Source organism: Streptomyces sp. NPDC001410, assembly GCF_042895235.1.
GTDB lineage: Bacteria > Actinomycetota > Actinomycetes > Streptomycetales > Streptomycetaceae > Streptomyces.
Genome location: NZ_JBIAWE010000031.1, coordinates 30,096 through 53,018, shown reverse-complemented (window position 1 = coordinate 53,018; position 22,923 = coordinate 30,096). Strand labels below are relative to the sequence as shown.

At 68.9% G+C, this 22,923-nt stretch carries 18 protein-coding genes and 3 pseudogenes; 9 read left to right on the top strand and 12 right to left on the bottom strand.

Translation table 11 applies throughout. The features are described 5' to 3' along the window. Positions 1-31: 31 nt before the first annotated feature. A complete protein-coding gene (locus tag ACFY3C_RS43100) occupies positions 32-1,630 on the bottom strand; it encodes a Tn3 family transposase (protein WP_390774799.1) in 1,599 nt (532 codons plus the stop codon). Beyond that, positions 1,627-1,923, bottom strand: coding sequence for a hypothetical protein (locus ACFY3C_RS43095; protein WP_390774798.1), 297 nt, complete (start codon positions 1,921-1,923; stop codon positions 1,627-1,629). Before ACFY3C_RS43095 ends, ACFY3C_RS43100 begins: the two co-directional genes overlap by 4 nt. A gap of 31 nt (positions 1,924-1,954) precedes the next feature. On the opposite strand from ACFY3C_RS43095, the gene ACFY3C_RS43090 reads away from it, so the two are divergent. Together ACFY3C_RS43090 and ACFY3C_RS43085 are read left to right on the top strand one after the other, a co-directional pair. Beyond that, complete coding sequence (locus tag ACFY3C_RS43090; protein WP_390774797.1) at positions 1,955-2,590, top strand: hypothetical protein; 636 nt, start codon at positions 1,955-1,957, stop codon at positions 2,588-2,590. Continuing rightward, the gene (locus ACFY3C_RS43085; protein ID WP_390774796.1) at positions 2,587-2,784 is read left to right on the top strand and encodes a tyrosine-type recombinase/integrase; all 198 of its coding nucleotides are present in this window, start codon (positions 2,587-2,589) and stop codon (positions 2,782-2,784) included. Before ACFY3C_RS43090 ends, ACFY3C_RS43085 begins: the two co-directional genes overlap by 4 nt. A gap of 49 nt (positions 2,785-2,833) precedes the next feature. Here ACFY3C_RS43085 and ACFY3C_RS43080 read toward each other — a convergent pair. Next, positions 2,834-3,996, bottom strand: a protein-coding gene (locus ACFY3C_RS43080) for an IS3 family transposase (protein ID WP_390774795.1) whose coding sequence is annotated in 2 segments (ribosomal slippage) — positions 2,834-3,709 and positions 3,712-3,996 — 1,161 coding nt in all. Because the reading frame shifts where the segments join, the coding sequence is not laid out codon by codon here. A 193-nt stretch (positions 3,997-4,189) separates the two neighbouring features. Here ACFY3C_RS43080 and ACFY3C_RS43075 point away from each other — a divergent pair. Next, positions 4,190-4,420, top strand: coding sequence for a recombinase (locus ACFY3C_RS43075; protein WP_390774794.1), 231 nt, complete (start codon positions 4,190-4,192; stop codon positions 4,418-4,420). A 291-nt stretch (positions 4,421-4,711) separates the two neighbouring features. On the opposite strand, the gene ACFY3C_RS43070 is transcribed toward ACFY3C_RS43075, so the two are convergent. Continuing rightward, on the bottom strand, positions 4,712-5,617 hold the full coding sequence (locus ACFY3C_RS43070; protein WP_390774793.1) for a transposase family protein: 906 nt from the start codon (positions 5,615-5,617) through the stop codon (positions 4,712-4,714). Positions 5,618-6,035: 418 nt separating this feature from the next. After that, a pseudogene (locus ACFY3C_RS43065) lies at positions 6,036-6,134 on the bottom strand (dTDP-4-dehydrorhamnose reductase); the annotation flags it as partial. 185 nt (positions 6,135-6,319) lie between these two features. On the opposite strand from ACFY3C_RS43065, the gene ACFY3C_RS43060 reads away from it, so the two are divergent. From ACFY3C_RS43060 to ACFY3C_RS43040, 5 genes are all read left to right on the top strand, one after another. Continuing rightward, positions 6,320-6,493 carry a hypothetical protein gene (locus ACFY3C_RS43060; RefSeq protein ID WP_390774792.1) on the top strand — a complete coding sequence of 58 codons (174 nt, stop codon included), beginning with the start codon at positions 6,320-6,322 and terminating at the stop codon, positions 6,491-6,493. Between the two features lie 18 nt (positions 6,494-6,511). After that, a complete protein-coding gene (locus tag ACFY3C_RS43055; protein WP_390774791.1) occupies positions 6,512-7,135 on the top strand; it encodes a hypothetical protein in 624 nt (207 codons plus the stop codon). 70 nt (positions 7,136-7,205) lie between these two features. Next, a complete protein-coding gene (locus tag ACFY3C_RS43050; protein ID WP_390774790.1) occupies positions 7,206-7,403 on the top strand; it encodes a hypothetical protein in 198 nt (65 codons plus the stop codon). A gap of 375 nt (positions 7,404-7,778) precedes the next feature. Next, positions 7,779-8,036 carry a hypothetical protein gene (locus ACFY3C_RS43045; protein WP_390774789.1) on the top strand — a complete coding sequence of 86 codons (258 nt, stop codon included), beginning with the start codon at positions 7,779-7,781 and terminating at the stop codon, positions 8,034-8,036. Between the two features lie 901 nt (positions 8,037-8,937). Beyond that, a complete protein-coding gene (locus tag ACFY3C_RS43040) occupies positions 8,938-10,506 on the top strand; it encodes an ISL3 family transposase (protein ID WP_390774809.1) in 1,569 nt (522 codons plus the stop codon). Here the strand turns inward: ACFY3C_RS43040 and ACFY3C_RS43035 are convergent. Continuing rightward, complete coding sequence (locus tag ACFY3C_RS43035) at positions 10,485-11,318, bottom strand: IS5 family transposase (protein WP_390774808.1); 834 nt, start codon at positions 11,316-11,318, stop codon at positions 10,485-10,487. The genes ACFY3C_RS43040 and ACFY3C_RS43035 overlap by 22 nt on opposite strands. Between ACFY3C_RS43035 and ACFY3C_RS43030 the strand changes: the two genes are divergently transcribed. Continuing rightward, on the top strand, positions 11,256-11,444 hold the full coding sequence (locus ACFY3C_RS43030; protein WP_390774810.1) for a hypothetical protein: 189 nt from the start codon (positions 11,256-11,258) through the stop codon (positions 11,442-11,444). The genes ACFY3C_RS43035 and ACFY3C_RS43030 overlap by 63 nt on opposite strands. 45 nt (positions 11,445-11,489) lie before the next feature. Here ACFY3C_RS43030 and ACFY3C_RS43025 read toward each other — a convergent pair. From ACFY3C_RS43025 to ACFY3C_RS43000, 6 genes and pseudogenes are all read right to left on the bottom strand, one after another. Beyond that, positions 11,490-11,950 (bottom strand): annotated as a pseudogene (locus tag ACFY3C_RS43025) (helicase associated domain-containing protein); the annotation flags it as partial. A gap of 211 nt (positions 11,951-12,161) precedes the next feature. Continuing rightward, the gene (locus tag ACFY3C_RS43020) at positions 12,162-16,556 is read right to left on the bottom strand and encodes a trypsin-like peptidase domain-containing protein (protein WP_390774788.1); all 4,395 of its coding nucleotides are present in this window, start codon (positions 16,554-16,556) and stop codon (positions 12,162-12,164) included. After that, entirely contained in the window at positions 16,553-16,726 is a 174-nt protein-coding gene (locus tag ACFY3C_RS43015; RefSeq protein ID WP_390774787.1) for a hypothetical protein, read from the bottom strand. The genes ACFY3C_RS43020 and ACFY3C_RS43015 overlap by 4 nt, the downstream gene beginning before the upstream one ends. Before the next feature lie 53 nt (positions 16,727-16,779). After that, positions 16,780-21,150 carry an AAA family ATPase gene (locus tag ACFY3C_RS43010; RefSeq protein ID WP_390774786.1) on the bottom strand — a complete coding sequence of 1,457 codons (4,371 nt, stop codon included), beginning with the start codon at positions 21,148-21,150 and terminating at the stop codon, positions 16,780-16,782. 2 nt (positions 21,151-21,152) lie between these two features. Next, the gene (locus ACFY3C_RS43005; protein ID WP_359556435.1) at positions 21,153-21,557 is read right to left on the bottom strand and encodes a CU044_2847 family protein; all 405 of its coding nucleotides are present in this window, start codon (positions 21,555-21,557) and stop codon (positions 21,153-21,155) included. 214 nt (positions 21,558-21,771) lie between these two features. Next, positions 21,772-22,728, bottom strand: a pseudogene (locus ACFY3C_RS43000) (helicase associated domain-containing protein); the annotation flags it as partial. Between the last annotated feature and the right edge of the window lie 195 nt (positions 22,729-22,923).

The following is a 22,923-nucleotide window of genomic DNA, read 5'->3' as shown; positions in this document are numbered from 1 at the left end:
ATGCGCGGAAGAGGGGTGCCGCCGGGCGCGGTCAGCTCTGGTCCGGACCCGGCAGGGGAGGGTTTCCGAAGGTCACATCGCCCATCTTCACCGCGGCCGCCGCATGGTTCTGGGCCTGAATATGAACATCTCGGCCGATGGCGATGCCATCGTCCGTGGCCGACACTCCGCCGTCGGCCTGCTGAGCCAGGGCGACCAGCTCCCGCAGCTGGGCTGCCACCTGCTCACGGCCCTCTTCGTCCAGTTCCCCCAGCAGATCCCGAAAACGGATCCGCCAGGCAGTCGCCGCGTCATCCCGCGCCTGCCCGGCCACGCTGGTATCGGCGCTCTCCAGTTCGGCTGCCGTACGGTCCAGCCTGTCCAGGGCTGCTTCCTCGGCGGCACCCGGCGCAGGGCCACGCCCGAAGACACGGGCCGCCCGTTCCCGGAAGCCCTGCCAGGCGTCCGTGCCGGCCGACTGGGCCACTGCTACCCCGGCCGCCGAAGCCAATGCGATCAACGCCTGATCCAACATGCCGCCCCCGTACCCCTGAGCGTGGGTGAAATCGCCCGTTCCGGAGTAATCAGCGTACTGCGGGCGCGGCCGCATCGGCTGGTCCTTCGCACTGGAACAACGCTCAGCTATCACTACAACCCGCGTCTGCCGAGGGCCGCACCTGCTTCGGCGTCGGGGAGCAGGCAGGTGGACCGCAGTGAGGTCGAGCCGTTTTTCCATGTCGAGGTGGAAGGTGCCGTACGGGTTGATGTTCGACCAGAAGAGCGCGGTCAGCCCGCGCCGGTCCTCGCCCGAGAGCTTCTTGGCCCAGGCCGGTTCGGCAAGAACGCATTGAAGCAGCAGGGTGTTGATGTGGACCAGGCTGGACTGGAGAAGGTGGAGCGCGAGCATCGAGGTCTCGGCGTGCTCCTTGTCTGGGCCGGTGAGCGCGCCGTCCCTGCCGTAGTGCAGCACGGTGTTCGCCGAGTTCCAGTTCTCCACGACCTGGAGGCCGCCGTGGATCTCGCGGCGCAGGTCCGGGCTGGCAAGGTAGTCGCACGCGAAGATGGTTCGCACGGCGCGGCCGAGTTCTTCGAGCGCGGCGTAGGTGGGGTGTTTGGTGCCGCCGCGGGTGAAACGGCGCAGGACCTGTTCCGCCTCCGCGGTGCCCAGGCGCAGGGCGGTGGCGTACTTGACCATCTGGTCGTACTGCTGAGCGATCAGGTCCCACTTGATGGCACGGGTCGTCAGCGAGGCGCCGAGCGCCGGCCAGCCGGGCGGGGTGTCGTCCGGGCGGTACAGGCGGATGCTGCCGATGTTCTTCAGCCTCGGCAACAGGCGGAAGTTGAGCAGTTCTGTGAACGCGAAGCCGACGACGGACGCGCCGTGCGTGTCGACGTAGTTCGACTCGATCTCGATGTCGGTGCAGTGCCGCAGCAGGCCCTCGATCATCGCCGCGACCTCGGACGACGAACAGCTCTTGAGCTGCGAGTAGATGCAGACGTTCTTCCGCTCCGCATGCCAATAAATCATCACGCCGTTGCCGGAAGCCCGTGGGTTCGCCGATTCTCGGCAGCCCAATGCGCCGAACCGGCGCGCGGTGAAAGCCCGGGCGGCACTACTGGGACGGGTTCGGCGCAGTCCGATGGGGTTCATTCAGGCTTGTCGGTGCGACTGCCGTCTACCTCGCTGAGGTAGGTGCCCAGAGGCTGGAGAGCCGCCCAGAGCTGATCAAAGTACGCGGCAAAATGGGTCATGAACGTGGGATCCTCGACGCTGAAGCCGTTCAGCCTCTGACGTGGCCCCCCGGAGAACGCCAAGAACACCACGCTGTCGTCGAGCAGCGCCATGTTCAGGCCGTCAGCCACCGCGGTCCACCGCAGTACGTTGGCCTCATAGTTGAGGACGTGCTTGCTGTCCTCGTAGTGCTGACGAGCCCAGGAGAACATGTCACGGTCAGGAAGCCCGTTGCGTTCGGGGATGCCGATGGTGCGCCGTACGCTTCGTTCGTCGTCGCTGTCTTCGCTGGCCCAGTCCAAGGGGCCGGAAGATGTCGTTGATGACCATGGTGGAGACGGGCGGGAGCCGGTCGTCTGCCACGGTCTGCTGGCTGACCAGCAGGTAGGGGTTGGTAGTCAGGGGCCAGCGTCGGTTGCGGTCGCGGCGCCAGTCGGCGGCGAGGGTGTGGGTGAGTTCGTCCAGGTAGACGGTGTGCGGCAGATCCCGCCGGACCGTCAGACGACCGCGAGCGAGGTCGAGATCGGTCAGGAGGAGGCAGCGGGTCTCACGCCGGCCGAGACCGTGGACGGCGACGAGCGCGACGGTGAACTTCGCCATCGGCGTGCTGGCCTGGTCGATCAGGCCGCGGAGTCGGTCGGTGGGGATGGGCACGGGGTCATCGCCCAGATCATCCGCCGTCACATCAGCGCGCACGGCACCGTTCCGATCTGCGTGCGTTACGACCTGCACGAAAAGGTCTGGAGCGAGCCGCTGCCCTACCTGTTCCAGAACATGCACGCCGGGGGACTGCGGGCGATGTCCACCACGACGATGTGGCGGATGATCCGGCGGGCCCCGAGGGACTGGTCGACACCGATCCACGGTTCACCGAGGTGAAGTTCGCTCCCCACGATTTCCGCCGGCTCTTTGCGACCGAGCTCATCAACAGCGGCCTACCCGTTCACATCGGCGCCGCTCTGCTCGGCCACCTCAATATCCAGACCACTCGTGGCTGCGTTGCGGTCTTCGACGACGACGTGGTCCGCGACTACCAGCAGTTCCTCGACCGTCGACGCGCTCAGCGACCCTAGAGCGAGTACCGCACACCGGGTCTGCTGCAGGTTTGGGTGACAGGTTCAGTCACGCGGCCTGGAGGGCCGGTGTGGTCATGACGGTCTCGAATTCGACGGGGGTGAGTCGGCCGAGTGCGGCTTGTCTGCGGCGCCGGTGGTAGGTCCGTTCGATCCAGGACACGATTGCGATCCGCAGTTCCTCGCGGGTGGCCCAGGTCCGGCGGTCGAGGACGTTCTTCTGTAGAAGGCTGAAGAAGGACTCCATGGCCGCGTTGTCGCCGGCTGCCCCGACCCTCCCTATCGATCCGACCACGCGGTGCCGGTCGAGGGCCTGGACGAACTTCCGGGACCGGAATTGTGATCCGCGGTCGCTGTGCAGGATGCATCCGTCGACGTGTTCACGTCGGGCCACGGCGTTGTCCAGGGCCGCGACGGCCAGGCGGGACTTCATCCGCGCGTCGATGGAGTAGCCCACGATCCTGTTGCTGAACACATCCTTGATCACGCAGAGGTACAGCTTGCCTTCGCCGGTGGCGTGTTCGGTGATGTCGGCGAGCCACAGCCGGTTCGGGCCGGTCGCGGTGAAGTTGCGGCTCACGAGATCGTCGTGCACCGGCGGGCCGGCCTTCTTGCCCCGGCCGCGCTTCTTGCCGAACACGCTCCACCAGCGGTTGTCCCGGCAGATCCGCCACGCGGTCCGGTCCGCCATCGAAGCCCCGGCACCACGCGCTTCGTCGGCCAGGAAGCGGTAGCCGAATTCCGGGTCGTCGCGGTGGGCGTCGAACAGTGCGTTCGCGCGATACGACTCTTCCAGCACGGCATCGGCCACCGGCTTGTCGAGCCAGCGGTAATAGGGCTGCCTGGCGAGCTTCAGCACCCGGCACGTCACCGTGACGGGCACCCCGTCCACGGCCAGCTCCTTCACGAGCGGGTAGATCCTTTTCCCGGCAGATGCGCCTGCGACAGATAGGCCGCGGCCCGGCGCAAAACCTCGTTCTCCTGCTCCAGCAGCTTGATCCGCCGACGTGCTTCCCGCAGTTCCACGCTCTCCTGGCTGGAGGTTCCGGGCTTGGAGCCGTCGTCGATGTCCGCCCGGCGCATCCATTTCCACAACGTCATCGGGTGGACCCCGAAGTCGGCGGCCACCTGCTCCACCGTGACCCCCGGACCGCGGTTCCTCGCGACCCGCACGACATCCTGGCGGAACTCTTCCGGATAAGGCTTGGGCACAGCGACATCCTTCCCACCCGCCCCACAGGGCAAGCCAGTTCAGATGTCACCCGATCGTGCATCAGACCCACCGACCAAGACCGAATGGTCGGAGTTCAACGAGCACTTCGACAAGCGACGCGTCGAACTCGGCTCCTGCGGACGCCCCTAGGGAACCCCCTGCCAGCACGAACACGCCTGCATCCGCTGCCCCATGCTGAGCATCAACCCGAAGATGCTGCCCCGCCTGGACGAGCTGGAGGAAGACCTTCTTACCCGCCGCGGGCGCGCTGTCGCCGAGGACTGGCGGGGTGAGATCGACGGACTCGATCTCACCCTCGCCTTCCTGCGCAGCAAGCGCGAGCAAGCCCGACGGTTCCAGCGGACTGGGCACGTCGCCCTGGGATTGCCTGCCGTTCCTCACCAGAAACCCCCGATTGAATAGGCCAGCGCAAGAGCTGCCTGCGCTGCGATAGTCAAGGCATGGATCGAACACATGGACCCGCCGACGGGATGTTCCTGACAACAGAGGAGCAGAAGGCGGTACACGCTGCTCTGGTCTCTGCTGGCGCCGATCGCTGGGCTGGGGGACAGCCATGCACGTTCCACTCGCTGCTCGCGCGTTGGGCCGGCGAAGTGGCAGGGGTGGAAGAGGGCTATTCGTGGTGCGCGCCAGAGCTAACGACCTCGTGCATGGTTGGCCGTGGCTCGTCGATGTCTGCGGTGCCGACGGGGTTCACGCTGGAAGGTTGCGGTCGAGGGTGGTGGTCTGCTGGTGTGAGAGCAGTCCAGCTACGGCTTGGATGATGTCGCTCATGTGCTCGCGACGGCCATGGTGGCGGGCAAGGGCCCTCCAGTTCTTCAGGTGTGCGATGCCGTGCTCGACGCGGATGCGCCGTGAGGAGTGTGCTTTGCGTTGCTGTTCGTGCCGCTCCTCGTACCAGGCGGGAGGGTTCTTCTTGAACTTGCGGTGTGGCGGTGTCACCACCCGTCCGGCGGTCTGCGCGCCCATACCCTGATAGCCGGCATCCGCCAGGATCTCGATGAACGGACCGCCGGCCAGGAGCTTGACCAGTCCGAGCTGGCGGGCCTGGGTGATGTCGGCACAACTGCCCGGCTGGACCGGGCTGCAGAACAGCATTCTCCCCTCGGCGTCGGTGAGGACCATCGACTTCACGGCGTTCTGCTTGGTCTTGCCGGAGACGAACTTGTCCCGGTCCTTTCGGCCTGCAGCTGGGCGTCGCACCCGGATCTCCGTGCCGTCGATGATCCCGGTCTGGCCGTCGGCGCCCAGGTACTCGATGACCTCGGCGAGAGTACGCAGCCGGATGCCCGGCGCGACGGTGCAGCCCCGCTCGGCCAGCAGGGGCCGCACCTCGCCGACGGCACGCGTGATGGTGGAACGGTCCACGCCGAACCAGCAGGCCAGCACGTCATGAGTGGTGCCATGGCGCAAGTTCACCAGTGTGGCCAGCAGTCTGTCGACGAAGACGAACTTGTGCTTTGCCCCGGCTCCGACAGCCCTCCGCCGCGGTCGGTCTTTGAGCCGAGCCTGATGCTGCTCGTGCCACAAAGGGCCCACCTCAGCGATGAGTTCAGAGATCACATCAGGCGACAGCCCAGTGACTCGGTACTCCGCCACGATCAACTCACGCGCCCCAACCCCCGTCACGCACAGTTCAACGAGCTACCCGGGCGCCGAGCCACGGCCAACCATGCACGAGGTCGTTAGCCAACGACATCTGGTGTCGGAGCGCACTGGCGCGCATCTGGCCCCTCTTGCCCCCACGCGTCCAGTCCGTTTGGCAACCAAGGCTCCATGAGCTCGATGGGCGGTTCCGCGCGGCAACGATCCAGTGGCCCGGCCGAGGCGATGACGAGGGACATTGGTGGAAGTGGCGCATCCCTCGACTACTTGAGGCTGAAGCTGGAGACCCCTGTGAACGAGGCTGGCCCTCAGGCTGGGACATGATGCCGTTCCCTAAGCCAGATTCCGTTCACGTGGTCGTCTGAAGAGCGAGCAAACTTCGTCGGTTCTCACCGCGATTTAGTGCAGAGAAGGTCGCGTAGGTCGCGGCCGTTACGTGCCCGGCCATTGCCGCCTGCCGGATCAACTCGGTGCCCAGGAAGCCGCTGCCGCCGATGACCAAGACCGTCATGATGCGAGACGGTAGACCGTCCCGGTCGGTATCGGACACGGCACCACAGAAAGTTGAGCGGGAGTCACTCCCGCTGGGAGATCGTGGACGCCATCGTGCAGCACCCCGAGCGGCCACAGCACCTGCTGGACAGGGGTCTCGGCTGCCAATCATGCTGTGCAGATGTTCCGACGTGGATGGCGAGCGTGGCAGGACCGACTGGCACAGAACCGGGGCGTGGCGGCCGGATGAACGCGTTCTACGACTCGCTGTCGGAGCAAGAGAGGACGTCTGCCCAGGACGTCGCCATCAAGTACGGCCGAGAAGTCGACTACCTGCGCCTACTGCGCGCGAAGAACGCCTCGACCGCCCCGTACTAGGTCGGGCTGTCCTCAGAGATGGGGAGCTTCACGCATGTCACCAAGCGGGTTGTCCTGGGCGCGGACACCATGCTGTTGTCCGAGCACGGCACCGGAGCCGTGCACCAGCTCGGGTTCCACCCGACCCAAACCCATACGGTCGACCCATCAGGATACGGACTTTCCTACACCACAGGTCTGATCAGCCGCTACGGGATGGTGACCAAGGACATTGGCGAGTTAGGCCAGTGGCTTCTGAACGCTGAGCCTCTGCTACGCAGCGGGCTGGTCTGGTATTGCCCGGTCAAGATTTTCGGGACCTCTGTCCAAGATTCGGACCTTGACCGGGAGCCTGCGGAGCCCGATCCACTCCCTTCGTTCAGTGACCGGTCGATCGACTTCGTGGTGGAGCACGGCCGGGCCGTGGATGTATCGAGAGCCAAGCCCCTCGCCAGCCGGGTGGTCCGACCGATCCTGGAGATCGATCTGCCGTTCATCAACGGGCTCAGCCTCAGCGACTTCGCGCAGGTCACCAGCGAGGAGTTCGACTCCTACACCCAGTACCGTGACTTCATGCTCTCTCGGCTCCTCGAACTCGACGACGCGCTGGAAGCCGTCGACTCCCAGGTCGCCCTGGAACGAATCGCGCTACGCCATCCGTGACGAGTTGAGCGCCGCTACCGCTGAGATAGACAAGGCGGCCCGGTCCCGGGCCCTGATCCGGTCCGGTGCTGTGCTGGGTTCGACGAGCGCCGTCCTTGCCGCGGTCCGCCCCGATGCCCTCCAAGGTGCACTCGCCACCAGCGCGACGATCGCGGCTGGTGCAACCGGCCTGTGGCCGACCATCCAGGCGTTTGCCGACATCAAACCCAAACGCGCACACGGCAAGTGGCACTACGTATGGGTCCTGCAAAAGAAGGCCGCCCGCTGAGCCCGCTGTCACTTCTCTCGGCCGGGGGCAACACCGTCTACAACTACGTGCCCCAGCTAAAGGGGAGTCGCCTCGTGCTCGACGAGGCGACCAGCATGACAGAACTGCCCCAAGGACTGGTCACCGCCGTTTGCGGCTGGTGACGATCCTGCTGGCTTATTCGGTCACGCGGCTAGGGAGGTCGAGGCGGGCAAGGCGGCTGACGCGGGTGCGGTCGAGCGGGTGGCCGTTCCACCAGGCATCGAGGCGAATGAGGCTGAGCGCAACGGCGGAGAAGACGTGCTGCGCCTCGGCGAACTGAGGCCCCCGGAACCCGCCGACTACTAGGCTCGCCGCATGACCTCCAACGAGAACACACGCCGCTCGGAACCCTAGTTGGAGGACGTGCAGGCCGCCCCGCCACCAGAAGGCAACGATGGGAGAAGTCCCCTGCGCCGGCGCATCGCTGACCACTGGAACGGCCTTGGGGTCGCCGGCAAAGTGGGTGTGATCGGCGGCGTGGCCGCTGCGGTGGTCGGAGGGTTCGTCGCCGTCGCGCTTTTCAACACCCGCGCGACCGCGGCCGGCGTGCCAGCGGTGAACGATGAATATTGGTATCACTGCCGTGACTGCGGCGGCCAGGGGACTCGATGAGCAGCGGCCGCATGGGGGCCCGGACGGTGAACCGTCCGGGACCCCATGCGCGGTGTGGACGCAGCCCGGGGATGAGGTGCGCTCCCCTGGATTCAGGTCGGTCCCTTCACGGAGTTCGACACGGTCCTGGCCATAGCGCCCGAGCGGGAGAGTCAGCGGGCGGCACAGGGTGCAACACCGGCACCTCCTGCCTGGCCGACCTCAACGGGTAGCGCACGTTCCCCGCGTCACGGCGGGGCACCGTGGACACCTTGAGGCGTGCGGAGATCCGCGGTGAATGCAGCCACGATCTGGCAGCAGCGGCAGCGCTGTTCGGGAGGGCACTGGATGGGGGAGTGAACGAATGCGCTGCGCACGACCCGGTGGGGGAGTGCCTTGCAGTGCGCGACTCATCGCGCCGCGCGCGCCCAGTACGCATCGGTGCGCTGCCGACTCCGGCGTGGTGGCGTGCGTGGTGCGCGACTGTCGGCGCCCGGCGGTTCTACGATCCGCGCGTGGGACAGACCCCGGGACAGAAGGCCGGGAAGGCAGCACGCGGGCAGCAGCCGAAGAAGCGGTCCGGCAAGGTGCAGCGCGAGGCGATCGAGCGGGCGCAGGCGGCGAAGAAGGCGGTGCCGCTGCCGCGGAGCTCGCTGCGGGCTGCGTACCCGGGTGCCTGTCCGGTCTGCTTCAAGGACTACGGCAAGGGCGAGGTCATCACGAAGGTGACCGACGGGTGGGGACACCCCGGTTGCGCGCCCCGGCAGATGTCTGGCTTTGTCCATGAGAACGGGTTCTGGCTCACTTTCCGTGAAGCGTGCACCGTGAGTGACGGTTGGAGGCCGCTCCTGCCGTCCGATAGTTGCCTGAAAACCATCAGTGACGATCCTGGATGGGCTGACAGTTCGGGTCCGTGGAAGAGATGGTGCTCCGGCTGGAGGAGCTGCTGTTCCCGTCGATCGCGGATATCGCGGTGCTGTCGGTCGACGTGAACGATGAGGTGGTACGAATAGAGGCCCGGTGCACGATGGCCGGGGCCGACTGCGTTGGGTGCGGGGGCTGGTCGGAGCGGGTTCACAGCTCCTATCTGCGGTATCCCGCTGACGTGCCCAGTGCGGGGAAGCGGGTTCGGTTGTGTCTGTGGGTCCGCCGGTTCATCTGCGGGAACGCGTTGTGCGAACGGCGGACCTTCGTCGAGCTGATAGCCGGGCTGACCCGGCGGTACGGCCGGTGGACCGAGCGCTTGCGGTCGACGCTGGCTACGGTCGGCCTCGCGCTCGCTGGCCGGGCGGGCGCCCGCATGGCCAGTGTCTTCGGGGTTGCTGTCAGCCGCAGTACCGTTCTGCGACTTGTCGAGGCCCTGCCCGATCCTGATGTAGCGGCGCCGCGGGTGGTCGGGGTCGACGAGTACGCGACGCGCAAAGGCCGCTTCTACGGGACCGTGCTGGTCGACGTCGAGACCCGGCGACCAGTGGACATGCTTCCTGACCGGGAAGCATCCAGCCTGGCCGCGTGGCTGGCTGAACGCCCCGACATTGAGGTCGTCTGCCGCGACCGCGCACCGTTCTTCGCGGAAGGAGCCACTGCCGGGGCGCCCCAGGCGATTCAAGTCGCAGACAGGTGGCACTTGTGGCACAACCTGAGCGAGGCCGCCGAGCGATGCGTCGCCCAGCACCGCGGCTGCCTTGGGGTCTTGGCTCGTGAGCCAGCCGAGTCTGCGGTTGCGGCCCCACCGCCCGAGCTGATGACCGGCTCGCCATGGCCAACAGGGCACCGGTTCGCCGACCGCATTCGGGACAGGCACGCCATCGTCCACACGCTGCTGGCGGCCGGCCATAGCCGACGCTCGATCGGCCGCCAGCTCCTGACCCACCGCACCGTCAAGCGCTTGGCCGACGCCGTTGCTCCCGAAGATCTCTTCCAGGGGCAGTGGCAAAACCGACCCACGGTCCTCGACGAGTACCAGCCCTACCTGGACGACCGCTGGAACCAGGGCTGCACCAATGCCTGGGCATTGTGGGAGGAGATCGTGCCGTTCGGCTACAAGGGCAGCTACCAGCGAGTTCGCGCCTACCTGCGGGCGAAACGCCTCTCACCTGGACCGGTTTCCGCCCGGCCGCCGACCCCGCGGACGGTCTCGGGGTGGATTTTGCGGCACCCCGACAGCCTCGCAGAAGGCGAACAACTCCGGCTCAAGGCTGTGCTGGCCCATTGCCCGGACCTGGATGCCCTCACCGGGCACGTCCGGTCCTTCGCCCGGATGCTCACCGAGCGCAAGGGTAAACGTCTACCGGATGGCTCGACGCCGTTCGGCAGGACGATCTGCCACCCCTCCACACCCTGGCCGCAGGCATCGACCGCGACCGTGATGCTGTCACAGCCGGCCTCACCCTGCCCTGGAACTCCGGCGTCGTCGAAGGACACATCAACCGGATCAAGATGCTTAAGAGGTCGTTTTCTTCCGTTGTTTCATCCCGTAATTGGGGTTTGATCCCGGGGTGCCGGGTCGCGCCAGGAGATTGTGGCTTCGTTGGTGAGGCGGCGGGCCATCAGGTCGGTCATGGCGAGGTGGATCATGGCTTCGGAGCGGGCGGGCAGGGTCTCGTAGTCGCGTGTGAGGCGGCGGTGGAACATCAGCCATCCGTAGGTCCGTTCCACGGTCCAGCGCTTGGGTAGCGGGGTGAATCCCCTGGTTCCGGAGGCGCGTTGGACGATTTCCATGTCGATGCCGAGGGTGGCGGCGTGCTCGACGAGGTGCTGGCGGTAGCCGCCGTCCACCCAGACCTTGCCGATGGTGGGGTGGGCGGCGGCCACCTGGTCGATCAGATGGGTGCCGGCGACGGAGTCCTGCACGCTCGCGGCCGTGACCAGCACCGCCAGCAGCAGTCCGAGGGTGTCGGTGACGATGCTCCGCTTGCGGCCGACAATCTTCTTGGCCGCGTCCGTGCCCTGCCCTGCGGCCGGGACGCTGGTGGAGGTCTTCACGCTCTGCGCGTCGATCACGCACGCGGACGGCTCCGCGCGCTTGCCCTCCTGCTGCCGTAACAGCCTGCACAGTGTGCCGGTGAGCTGGGCGAACACGCCGTCCTTCTGCCACTTGGCGAAGTAGCCGTAGCAGGTCTCCCAGGGCGGGAAGTCGTGCGGCGGGTAGCGCCACTGCACCCCAGTGCGGTCCACGTACAAGATCGCGTTCATGATCTCGCGCAGATCGTGCTCCGGCGGGCGACCGATGTTCAGCGCATGTCGGCGTCGCTCGGCCCGCCAGGCACTGAGCACCGGCTCGCCTTCTACAAGAACCTCAATGCCTCCGCCTCTGCCACCTTCACCAACGTCGCGTTCTACGACGCCAGCAAAAACCCGGGTTCGGTGCCCGGTGAGCGGTTCTACACGGGCCTTGTCGACGCCTTCGCCGCCTGGATGCGATCGTGAGGCCGTACAGCGAGCCACGGGGCCAGGCCAGCTTGCGCCTCATGATCACTGTGCCCATTGCATGCCTAGCTCCCGCAGGGCCTCCAACTGCTGCGCGCTGAGCTTGTCGCACCTCGACTTGGTGTTCGAGACCCGTACGCCCAGCCGCACGGGCACCGGCTCTGCCTCGCCTTCGACCGCGATCTCCATGACGGCGCCGCGGGGTACGGGCCGCGGGCATTCCCTTTCGACCCATTGCGCGAGGGCCGCAAGTCCCCGCTGGAACGCCTGCTGCGCCTTGCTCGGCCCATTGCCGCACTCGCGGCGGTCGGCGCCGGAGACGGCGCCTCAAGCGGCTTCACGCCCAACTCGGAGAGCCGTTCCTGCTGCTCGGTGGACAGCTGCGCCCAGGTGCCTGGCTGTTTCTGCCGCTGAAGCCACTTGCCCAGATCATCGCCGTCCATGAGGACGCCGGGTGCGATGTCGGGGATCCGGCCGCCTGGTTCGTCGGCGGCGAGGTCGGCGAGTGGCTTCGAACGAGTCCGCTGCTGTGGACCCGCCTCGACCACCCGAAAGTCCGGAAGATCTGGGCAGACCAGGGCTTCGCCGGCCGCCTGGTCGACTGGGCCGCGCAGACCCTCAGCCGCGAGGTGGAGATCGCCCGCAAGGACCCAGATCAGCGCGGATTCCAGGTCCAAAAACTGATCGAGGCAGAGGTCAGAGTGAGTCTGACGTCGCTCAGTCATCCCGGGTACAGGGTTTCCGGGACTTCGGATCGGCAGGGAGCAGATCCACCTCGCCGCGGGTGAGTTCCCGGTCGCCGATGATGTTGCACAGCTCGCGGTACCACCGACCTGGCGCCAGTTGGAGAGGTCCGCCGGTGCCGTCGGGGCCGACGTGGAGCACGGTGCTGCCGTCCGCCGAGGCGGCCAGGAACGAGTGCTGCCCGTCGAGTGCGCTGTCGCGCGGGCCGGTGAACGAGTAGAACGACTCGTAGCCGGGCTCGCCGATCCGGTAGACGCGTACGGTGTTGTTCGCGGCGACGAGGTAGCGGCCCTCGCCCTCCAGGAATTCGACGGCGAACGGCGTGCCCGCCGACTCGGCGAGGCTGCGCAGGGGGCCGATCTCCTTGTGCGGCGGGTCGCCACGCCGCCACAGTTCCAACACCGAGCCCCTGCGCAGGATCGCGAAGTACTCGCCCTTGGCGTCGAACTGGGCGGCGAGGATGTCGTCGCCGGTCTTCACCGTCTCGGTGATGCGCCCGGTGGTGATGTCGACGACATGGATGCCGGGCCGGTCCAGGACGATGACGGCGACCCGGTTCGCCACTGGGTAGGGGCCGATCATCACCTCCGCGTCCTTGGCTCCTCCGGCTCGGGAGCGGACCGTCGCGGCGTCGAGGCGCGCGAGTCGCCGGCCGGTGCGCGGATCCCATTGCTCGACGATGTTTCCCGAAGCCGTGATCAGTTTCCCGCCGCGGTCGAAGAAGTAGCCGAAATCGTAGTTCGGGTGCTTGCTGCTGCCCTTGTCGTCGATCTCGATGTCCCCGATCGACGGGGTGGAGTCGTCGAGTCGGGGAGGTTCGGCGGTGGTGACGGTGGTGGTGCGGCGCAGCGTGGTGGCGTCGCGAACGGTGACGATGTTCGCGCCCTCGCGGTCGGCGACGAGCCGTCCGGTGCGGTCGAGGGCGAGGGGTTCGGAGGCTTCGGGTACCCAGTAGGGCTTGCGGCGCGGTACGTCGGCGAGCACGCGGGCGCTGTCCTCGCGCGCGTGGTGCCGTTGCATGCGCGAGCCGTCCGCCAGGACGGTGATCGTGTACTTGCCGTCGTGCGTGAGGAGTTCCTGGGCGACCTCGACGAACCAGTTTCCGGGGCGCAGTTGGACGAAACCGATCATCGACTCGTTGTGGCGGACGTAGTAGAGCCTGCCGCCGGACTCCGCGAGCCATGGGCTGCTCTTGGCGAGCGAGGAGGTCGAGTCGGGCAGGCCGTTGCGGGAGAGGACCTTGCCGTCGCGCATGTCGACGACGGTGAGGCCCTTGAGGGAGCTGAGAGCGACACGGAGGCCGGAGCTGTCGAGGGACTGCACGGAGCAGATGGTGGATGCGAAGTCCTTGTTCTTCTCCCTGTAGGCGTAGCCCTCTCGCGAGCCGTCGCGGACCCGGTGGACGGTGACCTCAGTGGTCTCGCCCCGCACGTGGCACAGGACGGCTCGGGTCCGGTCGCCGGAGATGCGGATCTGGTCGGCGTCGGCGCGTACCACGAGCCGGCTCCTGCCGGTCTTGAGGTCGAGGGCCAGCAGGCTGCCCTTCTCGCCCTGCCCGAAGTCGCGGAACCGCTTGTAGACGGGGACCAGCAACGTCCGGTCGTCGGGGGCTGGCCACATCTTGAACTCGAGGCCCTTGGGCGCCGGAAGGTTCCCGGCGAGGATGCCGTGCGGGCCGCCGTCCAGGTTCCACCAGATAATGCGTTTGCGCACGTGGGCGACCATGATCGTGCCGTCGAGGGACATCGCGGGGGTTACGGTGTCGCTCCAATTCGTACCGATGCCGGGGGCGTCGGGGAGCCGGTGCAGCGGCCCGACGGGCTGCTTCGCGTCGGGGCGCACCTCGAACCACACGGCCTTGCCGTCGTACTGGACGTAGGCGGCGCGTCTCCCGTCGGCGGACACCATGACGTACTGGACCTTGTCGGTGGATGGCACCCGCACGGTGCGCAGCGGTCCGGTCAGGGAGTGCACGAACAGGGTGGCGCCGGAGCGCTTGGCCGCCCCGAGGACCACGTCGCCGTCACGGCTCTTGTCGAAGACGGTGTCGCCGAGCTCGCCGGAGAGCACCCGGTCGTAGTCCTTGTACTGAAGGTACTGGCGCAGCAGTTCGTTCTTGGCCTCCTGTGTGGGGGACGTGTCGTAGGCGGCGAGGGAGAGCAACGCGGCGCGGGCCGGGTCGGTGACCGTCGACTCCGGCGCGGCCTGGGCGAGGGCACGGGAGGCACCGAGGGCGGCGCGTTCCTGGCTGCTGCGGCGTTCGACGACATAGAGCATGCCGAGCACCAGAGCGAACGCCAGGGCCGTGGCCAGACCGGAGAACAGGGCCCGCCGCCGACGGGCGCGGGCACGGCGGTGGGTCCGGCCGGCCCTCAGGTAGTCCCGCTCAGCCTCGCTCAGGACCGCGGCACGCTCCGGGAGCCACTGTTCGGCGCCGGCCACCGCCGCGGAGGTCGGCAGGTGGTCGGGGGAACGGTCCGCCTCCTGCCAGCGCTCCATTTCGTGCTGCACGGCCTCCCGCCAGCCGAGGAAGGACCTGTCCTCGGCCACCCACGCGGCGAGCTTGTCCCACTCACCGATCAGCGCCTCGTGCGTGAGCTCCACGGTCTCGGTGCCTTCGGCGCTGCGGTCGGTGACGAGCAGCCGGGTGTGCGCGGCGAGGCGCTGGGCGATGCGCCACTGGTCCTCGCCGAGGTCGCCGCGCCGAGCGAGGCGCCGGGTGGCCGCAGCGGCACCGAGCGGCAACCGGACGAGCTGGGTGAACAGCCGGCGGGCGGTTGCCTCGTCGTCCGGCGGCACATGTTCGGCCCAGACCCGGTCGGCGTGGTTGCCGAGCGCGCCGGTGACGCCGCCGAGTTCGTCGTACGCGCGGTGGGTGAGCACGCCGTCCTCCTGCCCCTGCCACAGCAGGTCGAGGGTGAGGGCGAGGAGCGGCAGCGCGCCTGGTTCGGTGCCGGTGTCGGCGAGGATGCGTTCGGCGAGGTGGGGCTCGTAGGAGACGCCGGGGAGGCGCTCGACGGGGGTGGTGACAATGTCGCGCAAGCCGTCCTCGCCGAGCGGCCCGAGGGCGTGCAGGTGCCGACCGGTGACGGGTCCGAGGTGTGTGTGACCGAGGACGGGTTCGAGGAAGTCGGCGCGCAGGGTGGCGAGTACGCGGACGGCGGGCGGCAGGGCGTCGGCGGCGAACAACACGTCGGCCAGTTCGCGCACCGCGTCCGGGGGCTGCGACAGCAGCTCCTCCAACTGGTCGACGATCACGAGTAGTCGACTGCCACCCTGGACCTCGAGCAGGCGTTCGGTCGTGTCCGCGAGGCCGTGGTGGCGCAGTTGGTCGGACAGTTCGGGCAGGCGTGCCAGTCGTCGGGTCTCGGGCAGGTCGGGTTCCAGCAGCGGCAGCAGTGCGGAGGCGAGGGCCGCGAGGGGGCTGCTCCCGGACGCGGGCCGCAGGACGACGACGCAGGCGTCACGCGCTCGCAGCCGTGGCGCCACACCGGCGAGCGCCAGCGACGACTTGCCGGAACCCGATGGGCCCACGACGGTGACCCATTGCCGGTCGTCGAGTGCCCGGGCGATCGCGTCGCTCTCGTTCCGCCTGCCGTGGAAGACCGCCGCGTCGGCCTCCTCGAAGGCGGCGAGCCCGCGGAACGGCGCGGGAGGCCGCACGAGTGGGCCCAGTTCGGGCCAGGCGGCCACCAGACCGCTGGTGGGAATCAGATAGCTGACGGGCGGCTGACCGGACTCCGCCACCGTGACCATGCCGACCACGCCCGACAGACCGTCGTCCCACACCGGCCCACCGCTGAAGCCCCGCGACACCGGGTAACCGTCACCGGCGAGATCGGCCTGCATCCAGCCGTCGGCCTGCCGCCCCCGCAGCACCCCCGCGTGCCATACCCCGCCGGGGCGCCCGGCCGGCAGTCCGAAGGCCCGCACCCGATGCCCCCAGAGCTCGTCCGCGGCATCGTCGACGGTTGCGTCGGCCGGCTCGTCCGCGTCGACCAACCGCACGGGTCCCGCACCGGGCAGCGGAGCCGCGAACCGCAACACGGCGACATCGGCGGGACCGGATGCCGCACCGCCCGGCCCCCGCGGCGGCACCCACAGTTCGACGGTCGCGTCCGCATGCGGCACGGTGGGCACGAGAGGCAGGTCGACCGACAGGCGCGCGCCGGGTTCCGGTGGTGCGTCGGCCGACGTGCCGAGGGCGGCGGAGACCACGTGCGCGCAGGTCAGGGCGACCGTGTCGGACACCAGGAAGCCCACGCCGACGGGTTGCCGGCGTGCGTCCAGGATGCGTAGCAGCGCTCTGTCCAGGACCTTCGGGCCGATTGCCGCCGACTGGCGTTCCGGTCCCCGCGCCGACATCATCGCGCCGCCCGGTCCGACGGACGACGCCAGGTCTGGGGCACCGTGAAGCCGGGCTGCGCGGTGGTCCGGGAGATCCGCAGGTCTGCGCCAGCGGCGAGGGTCAGGTCGCGCGGGGCGGCACCCCCGGCGCCACCGGGCGCGGACACGGGTGGTTCGACCGGATACGCCATGCGTCCCCCTCGCTCGGACCTCGTCGTCCATGCTCGCCGGACAACAACCGGCGCTACGGGCACAGTTGCCATGTCTTCGCCTCCGCCGGGAGGTCGTCGCGTTCGTCCGCCGTGAACGCGCGGTCTCCGACGATGCGGCACAACTCCCGCTTCCACAGCTCCGGGTCGAGGACGAGGGCGCTGGCGGTCTTGTCAGAGGCGGCGTGGAGCACGGTCCTGCCGTCCTCGGACACGTCCGGGAACGAGTAGTCCCCCGTCCTGAGGGTCGAATCGGCGAACAGGTACGTGTCGCCGTAGCTCCGCTCGCCGATCCGGTAGGTGCGTACGGCGTTGTCCGCGGCGATCAGGAAGCGGCCGTCGTCGAGGAAGACGGCGCGGTACGCGTCGGCGCTGCTCTCGCCGACGGTGCTCAGCGGGCCGATCACCTTGCGTCCGGGGTCACCGCGCTGCCACACCTCGAGTCCCGTCTCACGGCGCATGACCGCGAAGTACCGTCCGTCGGAGCTGAATTCGGCGGAGAGGACATCCCCCTCGGTGGGCACGCGGGCTGTGACGCGTCCGTCCGTGATGTCGACGACGCGGATGCCGCGCTGCCCCCGCACGATCACGGAGACCTGGTTGCGGTCCGGATACGGGGCGATCGTCACGAGCGCGTCCGGGTCATCGCCGGGGCGCAGCGCGCCGGCGTCGAAGCGGGCGGTCTGCCGACCCGTTCGCGGATCCCACTGCTGGACGACGGTGCCGGAGACCGTCAGCAGGCGGCCGGTGTGGTCGAAGAAGTAGCGGAACTCGTACTGCTGGAAGTGCCAGCTGAGCGCCCCACTGACGTCCAGGTCCCGGACCCAATGGGTGCCGGGCCGGGTCTTCGGCGGCCGGACGGCGGTCACGGTGGCCACCTTCCGCAGCGTCGACGCGTCCCGGACGACCACCGTGTCAGCGGACTCGCGGTCGGCGACGAGCCTGCCGGTGCCGTCGAAGACGGGCAGGTCGGGCTGGTCGGGCACCCAGTACGGCTTCGCCCGGGACGCCTCCGCGAGGACCTGTCCTCTCCGCCTCGGGTCGGCCGGGCGCAGTTCCATGCGGGATCCGTCCTCCAGGACGGTGATCGTCCGCTTCCCGTCGGCGGTGAGCCGCTGCTGAGCGACCTCGGGCAGTCGTCTGCCCGGTGTCAGTCCCAGGAAGGTGATCATCGACTCCTGTTGGCTCACGTAGTAGAGCCTGCCGTGCGACTCCGCAAGGAGGTTCGCGGGCATGGGCTGTGCGCCGGATCGCGGCAGCGGCAACCAGGAGATCGTCTCGCTCCTGTTCAGGTCCACGACGCGCAGTCCTTCACCCCAGGGGAGCGAGACGCGCCGCCCGGTCGCGTCGACGGCGTCCACCGTACATATGTCAGTGACATACGCCTTGTCCCGCTCGCGGTAGGGGCGGCCGATCCCGGCGCCGTCGGAGGTCCGGTGACGGCTGACGACGGTGTGCTTGCCCTCCGCTCGGCACACGACCGCGGTGCGGCGGTCACCGGACACGAGGATCTCCTTGGCCTCGGAGAGGAGTTGCGTGACGCGGCCGGTGCCCATGTCCACGGACTTCAGCGCCTGCGCGCCCGACGCCGTGTAGACCTTCGTCAGCAGCGTCCGCCCGTCCGGGCCGAGCCACAGGGCGGTGTTCATGTCGTGGGGTGCGGGCACCTCACCGGCGAGGGTGCCACGGTCCAGGTTCCACCACACCAGGCGGCCCCGGACGCGCGCAGCGAGGACACGGCCGTCCGCCGACATCGCGGGGCGCACCGAGGATTCCCAGCTGACGTCGGTGCCCCCCGGCGCGTCGGGCAGCCGGTGCATCGGGCCGAGCAGGCCTGCGGCGCCGGTGTCCACCTCGAACCACACGGCCCTGCCGTCCGCCTGGACGTAGGCGCCGCGCCTGCCGTCCGCGGACACCGCGACTCCCTGGACCTGCCCGGTCGAGGGCACCTGGGCGCTGCGCACCGGACCGGAGGTGGCGCCGACGTACAGGACGGCCCGGCCCAGTTTCGAGGTGGCCAGCACGACGTCGCCGGTCGCACTGGTGGTGACCTCCCAGACCGTGCCCAGCACACCGGACAGCACCCGGTCGTAGTCCTTGAAGCGCAGGTACTGCCGCAGGAGCGCGTTGCGGGCCTCCGGCGTCGGCGCCGTGCGGTAGGCGGCAAGTGCCTTCAGCACGCTCAGGGCGGGTTCCGTGCGTACGTCGTCCTCCGCAGCCACCGCGAGAGCGCGGGAGGCGGCTTCCGCCGCGCGTCCCCGGCTCTCCTCCCGCGTGGCGTAGAGCGACGACAGTGCCACCAGGACCAGTGCCACGACGAGACCGACGGCCGAGAGCACCGTCCGCCGCCGACGGACCCTCGCGCGGCGGTGGGCGCGGCCGGCGTCCAGGTAGCGCCGTTCGGTATCCGTCAGTTCTTCGCCGCGTTCGCTCAGCCACTGTTCGGACCGGGCGAGCTGCAGGGGCGTCGGAAGCAACTGCGAGGGACGCTCGGCGTGCTCCCAGCGGTCCATGTCCTGCTGCAGAGCGGCCCGCCACTCCAGGAAGGCACGGTCCCCGGTGGTCCAGTCGGCCAGTTTGCCCCAGTCGCTGATCAGCGCCTCGTGCGCGAGTTCCACGGTCTCGGTGCCCTCGACGTCGCGGCCGGTCACCAACAGCCTCGTCCCCGCGAGCCGTTGCGCGACCCTCCACTCCTCGGCGCGCAGTTCGGTGCGCAACGCCATCCGCCGGATGGGCGCGGGCGTGCCGACCGGGACCCGGACGAGCCGGGTGAACAGCCGCCTGGCCGCTTCTTCGTCCCCGGGCGGCACGCACGCTTCCCAGACCCGGTCGGCGTGTTCGCCCAACGCGCCGGTCACACCGCCGAGCTCCTCGTACGCCCGGTGCGTCAGCAGGCCGCCCTGCTGCCGCTGCCACAGCAGGTCGAGGGTGAGGCCGAGGAGCGGCAGCCGACCCGGCCCCGGGTCGGTGTCGGCGAGGATGCGCTCGGAGAGATGGGGTTCGTAGGACACTCCGGGGAACGCCTCCACGGGCACGGTCACGATCTCGCGCAGGCATTCCGGGGTCGGCGGGGCGAGCGCGTGCAGGTGTCCGCCGATCTCCGGGCCGAACCGCGGATGGGCCAGCACCGGCTCCAGGAAGTCGGCGCGCAACGTGATCAGTACGCGGACGGTGCCGGGCAGCGTGTCGCCCGTCAGCAGGTCGGCCAGCTCGTCGACAGCGTCCGGTTCCAGGCCGAGGACCTCCTCGAACTGGTCGACCACGAGGAGCAGTCGGCTGCCGCGCCTCAGCTGGAGCAACCGGGCCACGAGGTCCGCCGGGCCGTGGCGGCGCAGCACTTCGACGAGTTCCGTGATCCGCTGGGGGCGCTCGGCCTCGGGCAAGCCGGGCTCCAGCAGCGGCAGCACCGCCGCCGCGAAGGCAGTGAGCGGGCTGCTGCCGGGAGTCGGCCTCACCACCGCCACCTGGGCGCCTTCCGCGCGCAGCCGGGGCGCCACGCCGGCCAGGGCCAGCGACGATTTACCGGATCCCGACGGCCCCACGACGGTGACCAGGCGCTCGGCGGCCAGTGCCCGCGCCACGTCGTCGCTTTCGGCCCGCCTGCCGTGGAAGATCGCCGCGTCCGTTTCCTGGAATGCCGAGAGAGCCCGGAACGGCGACGGCGGCAGCGTGACCGCGCGCAGCTCGGGCCGGGCGGCCAACAGTCCGCCGGTGGGTATCAAGTAACTGACGGGCGGTTGTCCGGACTCGGCCACCGTGACCATGCCGACGACACCTGACAGCCGGTCGTCCCATACGGGGCCGCCGCTGAAGCCCCGGGACACCGGATACCCGTTGCCGGCGAGATCGGCCTGCACCCAGCCGTCGGCCTGCCGACCCCGCAACACCCCCGCGTGCCAGACCCCGCCGGGACGGCCGACGGGCAGCCCGAACGCCCGCATCGGGTGGCCCCACAACTCGTCCGCGTGCAACAAACGCACCGGTGCCGCTCCCGGAAGCGGCGTCTGCAGCCGAAGCACGGCCACGTCGGCGGGCTCGACGACATCGTCGCGCGTGGTGGGCATGGAGGACTCGGCGCGCGCGGAGGGCACCGAGGATCCCCCGTCGGGTGTCCGCGGCGGCACCCAGTGCTCGACACCGGCCGTCGTCGCAGGCGTGCCGCCGTCGGGCTGCGGGGCGGGCACGAGGGGAAGGTCGACCTGGACCCGGGCGGAAGCGGGAGGCGCCGCGTCCCCCGTCGTGCCCAGGGCCGCATGAACCACGTGCGCGCAGGTCAGGGCGAGCGTGTCGGAGACCAGGAAGGCGACGCCGACGGGCTGCCCACGGCCGTCGAGGACACGCAGTACGGCCGCGTCCAGGGACTGCGGGCCCGTACCCACCGTACGCTCGGGCGGTAACGCGGGCACCGTCATCCCGCGGCGTCCGCTGCCGGTTCGCCGGACGACTCATTGCGCCAGGTCAGGGTGACCTTGAAGTTAGCCTGTCCGGTCGTCCGGGAGATCACCACGTCCGCCTCGGCCGACAGGGACAGGCCGAACTCGACGCCGATCTCGTCGGGTTGCCGTGCCATGTCGCGGAATCCGTCGACGAAGTTCTCCGCGACCGGCCGGATCCCGGCGAGCATGTCGTTCAGCGACCGGGTCGCCCGCGCCACGACCTGCCCGGGACGGGCGACCTGCACCAGCCCGTCCGCGACCTCGTCGATCTGGACCTTGATGATGCCGGTCGCATCCGACGGAGCGGATCCCGCCCCCTCGCCACCCGCTCCCGCGCCGCCCGCCCCGGAAACGGGCAACTCGACCAGGTACGCCATGCTTCCCCCTTCGCGACACCTGCCACGCCGGGTTCGTACACTACCGATTCGACGGCCTGTCGGGACCGGACCGTCTCGAACTCTCCACATGCGCTAAGTATTTGACGGCAAGTCAGTGGGGACTGAAATCTCGCCCCGTCAATTCGGACGAGCGCAGAACCTCACCCCGCAGGACCAGAGACCAGCCCCGCGCTCCAACATCCAGCAGGCGTGCTCATGCCCAGTCGATGCCCAGTTTCCGTAGTGCGTCCTGCTGCTCTGCGGTGAGTTTGTCGTGGCGGGTCTTGGTGTTCGAGACCCACACTCCCAGTTTAACGATGATCGGTTCGGTCTGGCCGTCGACCGCGGTCTCCTCACTGTGGCCGCGGGGGACGGGCCGGTGGGCGCCTTCTCGTTCCACCCACTGCGTGAGGGCTGCAAGGCCGCGTTGGAATGCCTGTTGTGCCTTGCTCGGGCTCTTCGTCGCGCGCGTGGCCGCCGGGGTGGGAGACGGGGCCGCAGGGGCGGTGATGCCGAGCGCGGTCAGTCGCTCCTGCTGTTCGGGTAGGAGCCGCGCCCAGGTGGTCGGCTGCTTCTGCCGCTCCAGCCACCGCCCGATGTCGTCGCCGTCGTACATCACGCCGGGTGCGATGTGGGGCAGGTGGCCGTCGGCGTCGACCAGGTCGGCGAGTACCCGGTGGTGGCGTTGCCAGTCGAGTGGCCATGGGCAGTTCCAGTCCGGGTCGATCGCCGTCAGCTGCGCGGACCGCGCCTGCACCCGCTCGGGGTCTTTGCCGAGGCCGTCCTTCCTGCGGAGGTTGGCCATGTGTTGCCCGACGGGCATCATCGCCTCGTTCTCGCCCCACACGGCGTCCTGCCTCGGGGCGAGGTGTCCGGTGGCTCGCCGGTAGGACCGCAGTGCTGCGAGTTTGTTCTCCCAGGCTTCTTCGCCGGGTTCCCACACCATTCCGGCTTCGGGCGCGTCCAGCAGCTCCTTGCGCCGTTCCTCCAGCTCCCCGGCCCGCAGTGCCTTCCGCTGCTGGTGGACCCACCGCCCAAGTGGAAAATCCTTCGTCACCCCGACTTCGACCTCAACGTCGTAAGGGACGGCGTACAGCCCGGTGATCTCGTTCTCTGCTCGCCAGCGGAGCAGGGCCTGGTAGCCCTCCAGCCACACCAGTGTGGGTTCTCGTCTCGTCAGAGGCACTTGAGATCGCCTGCTGCTCTCTCGGCTCTGGTCCCTGCCTGAGTATGAGATTGATCTTGATAGTTAGATGTCGCCTGATGAGCTGCACATCTAACGCAGCGTGTACGCATGGCCTGGGGTGTTGAAGGGTCTGAGGTGTGGTCCCTCTATCTGTTTGAGATTCCCTCGCAGCCTTGAGAA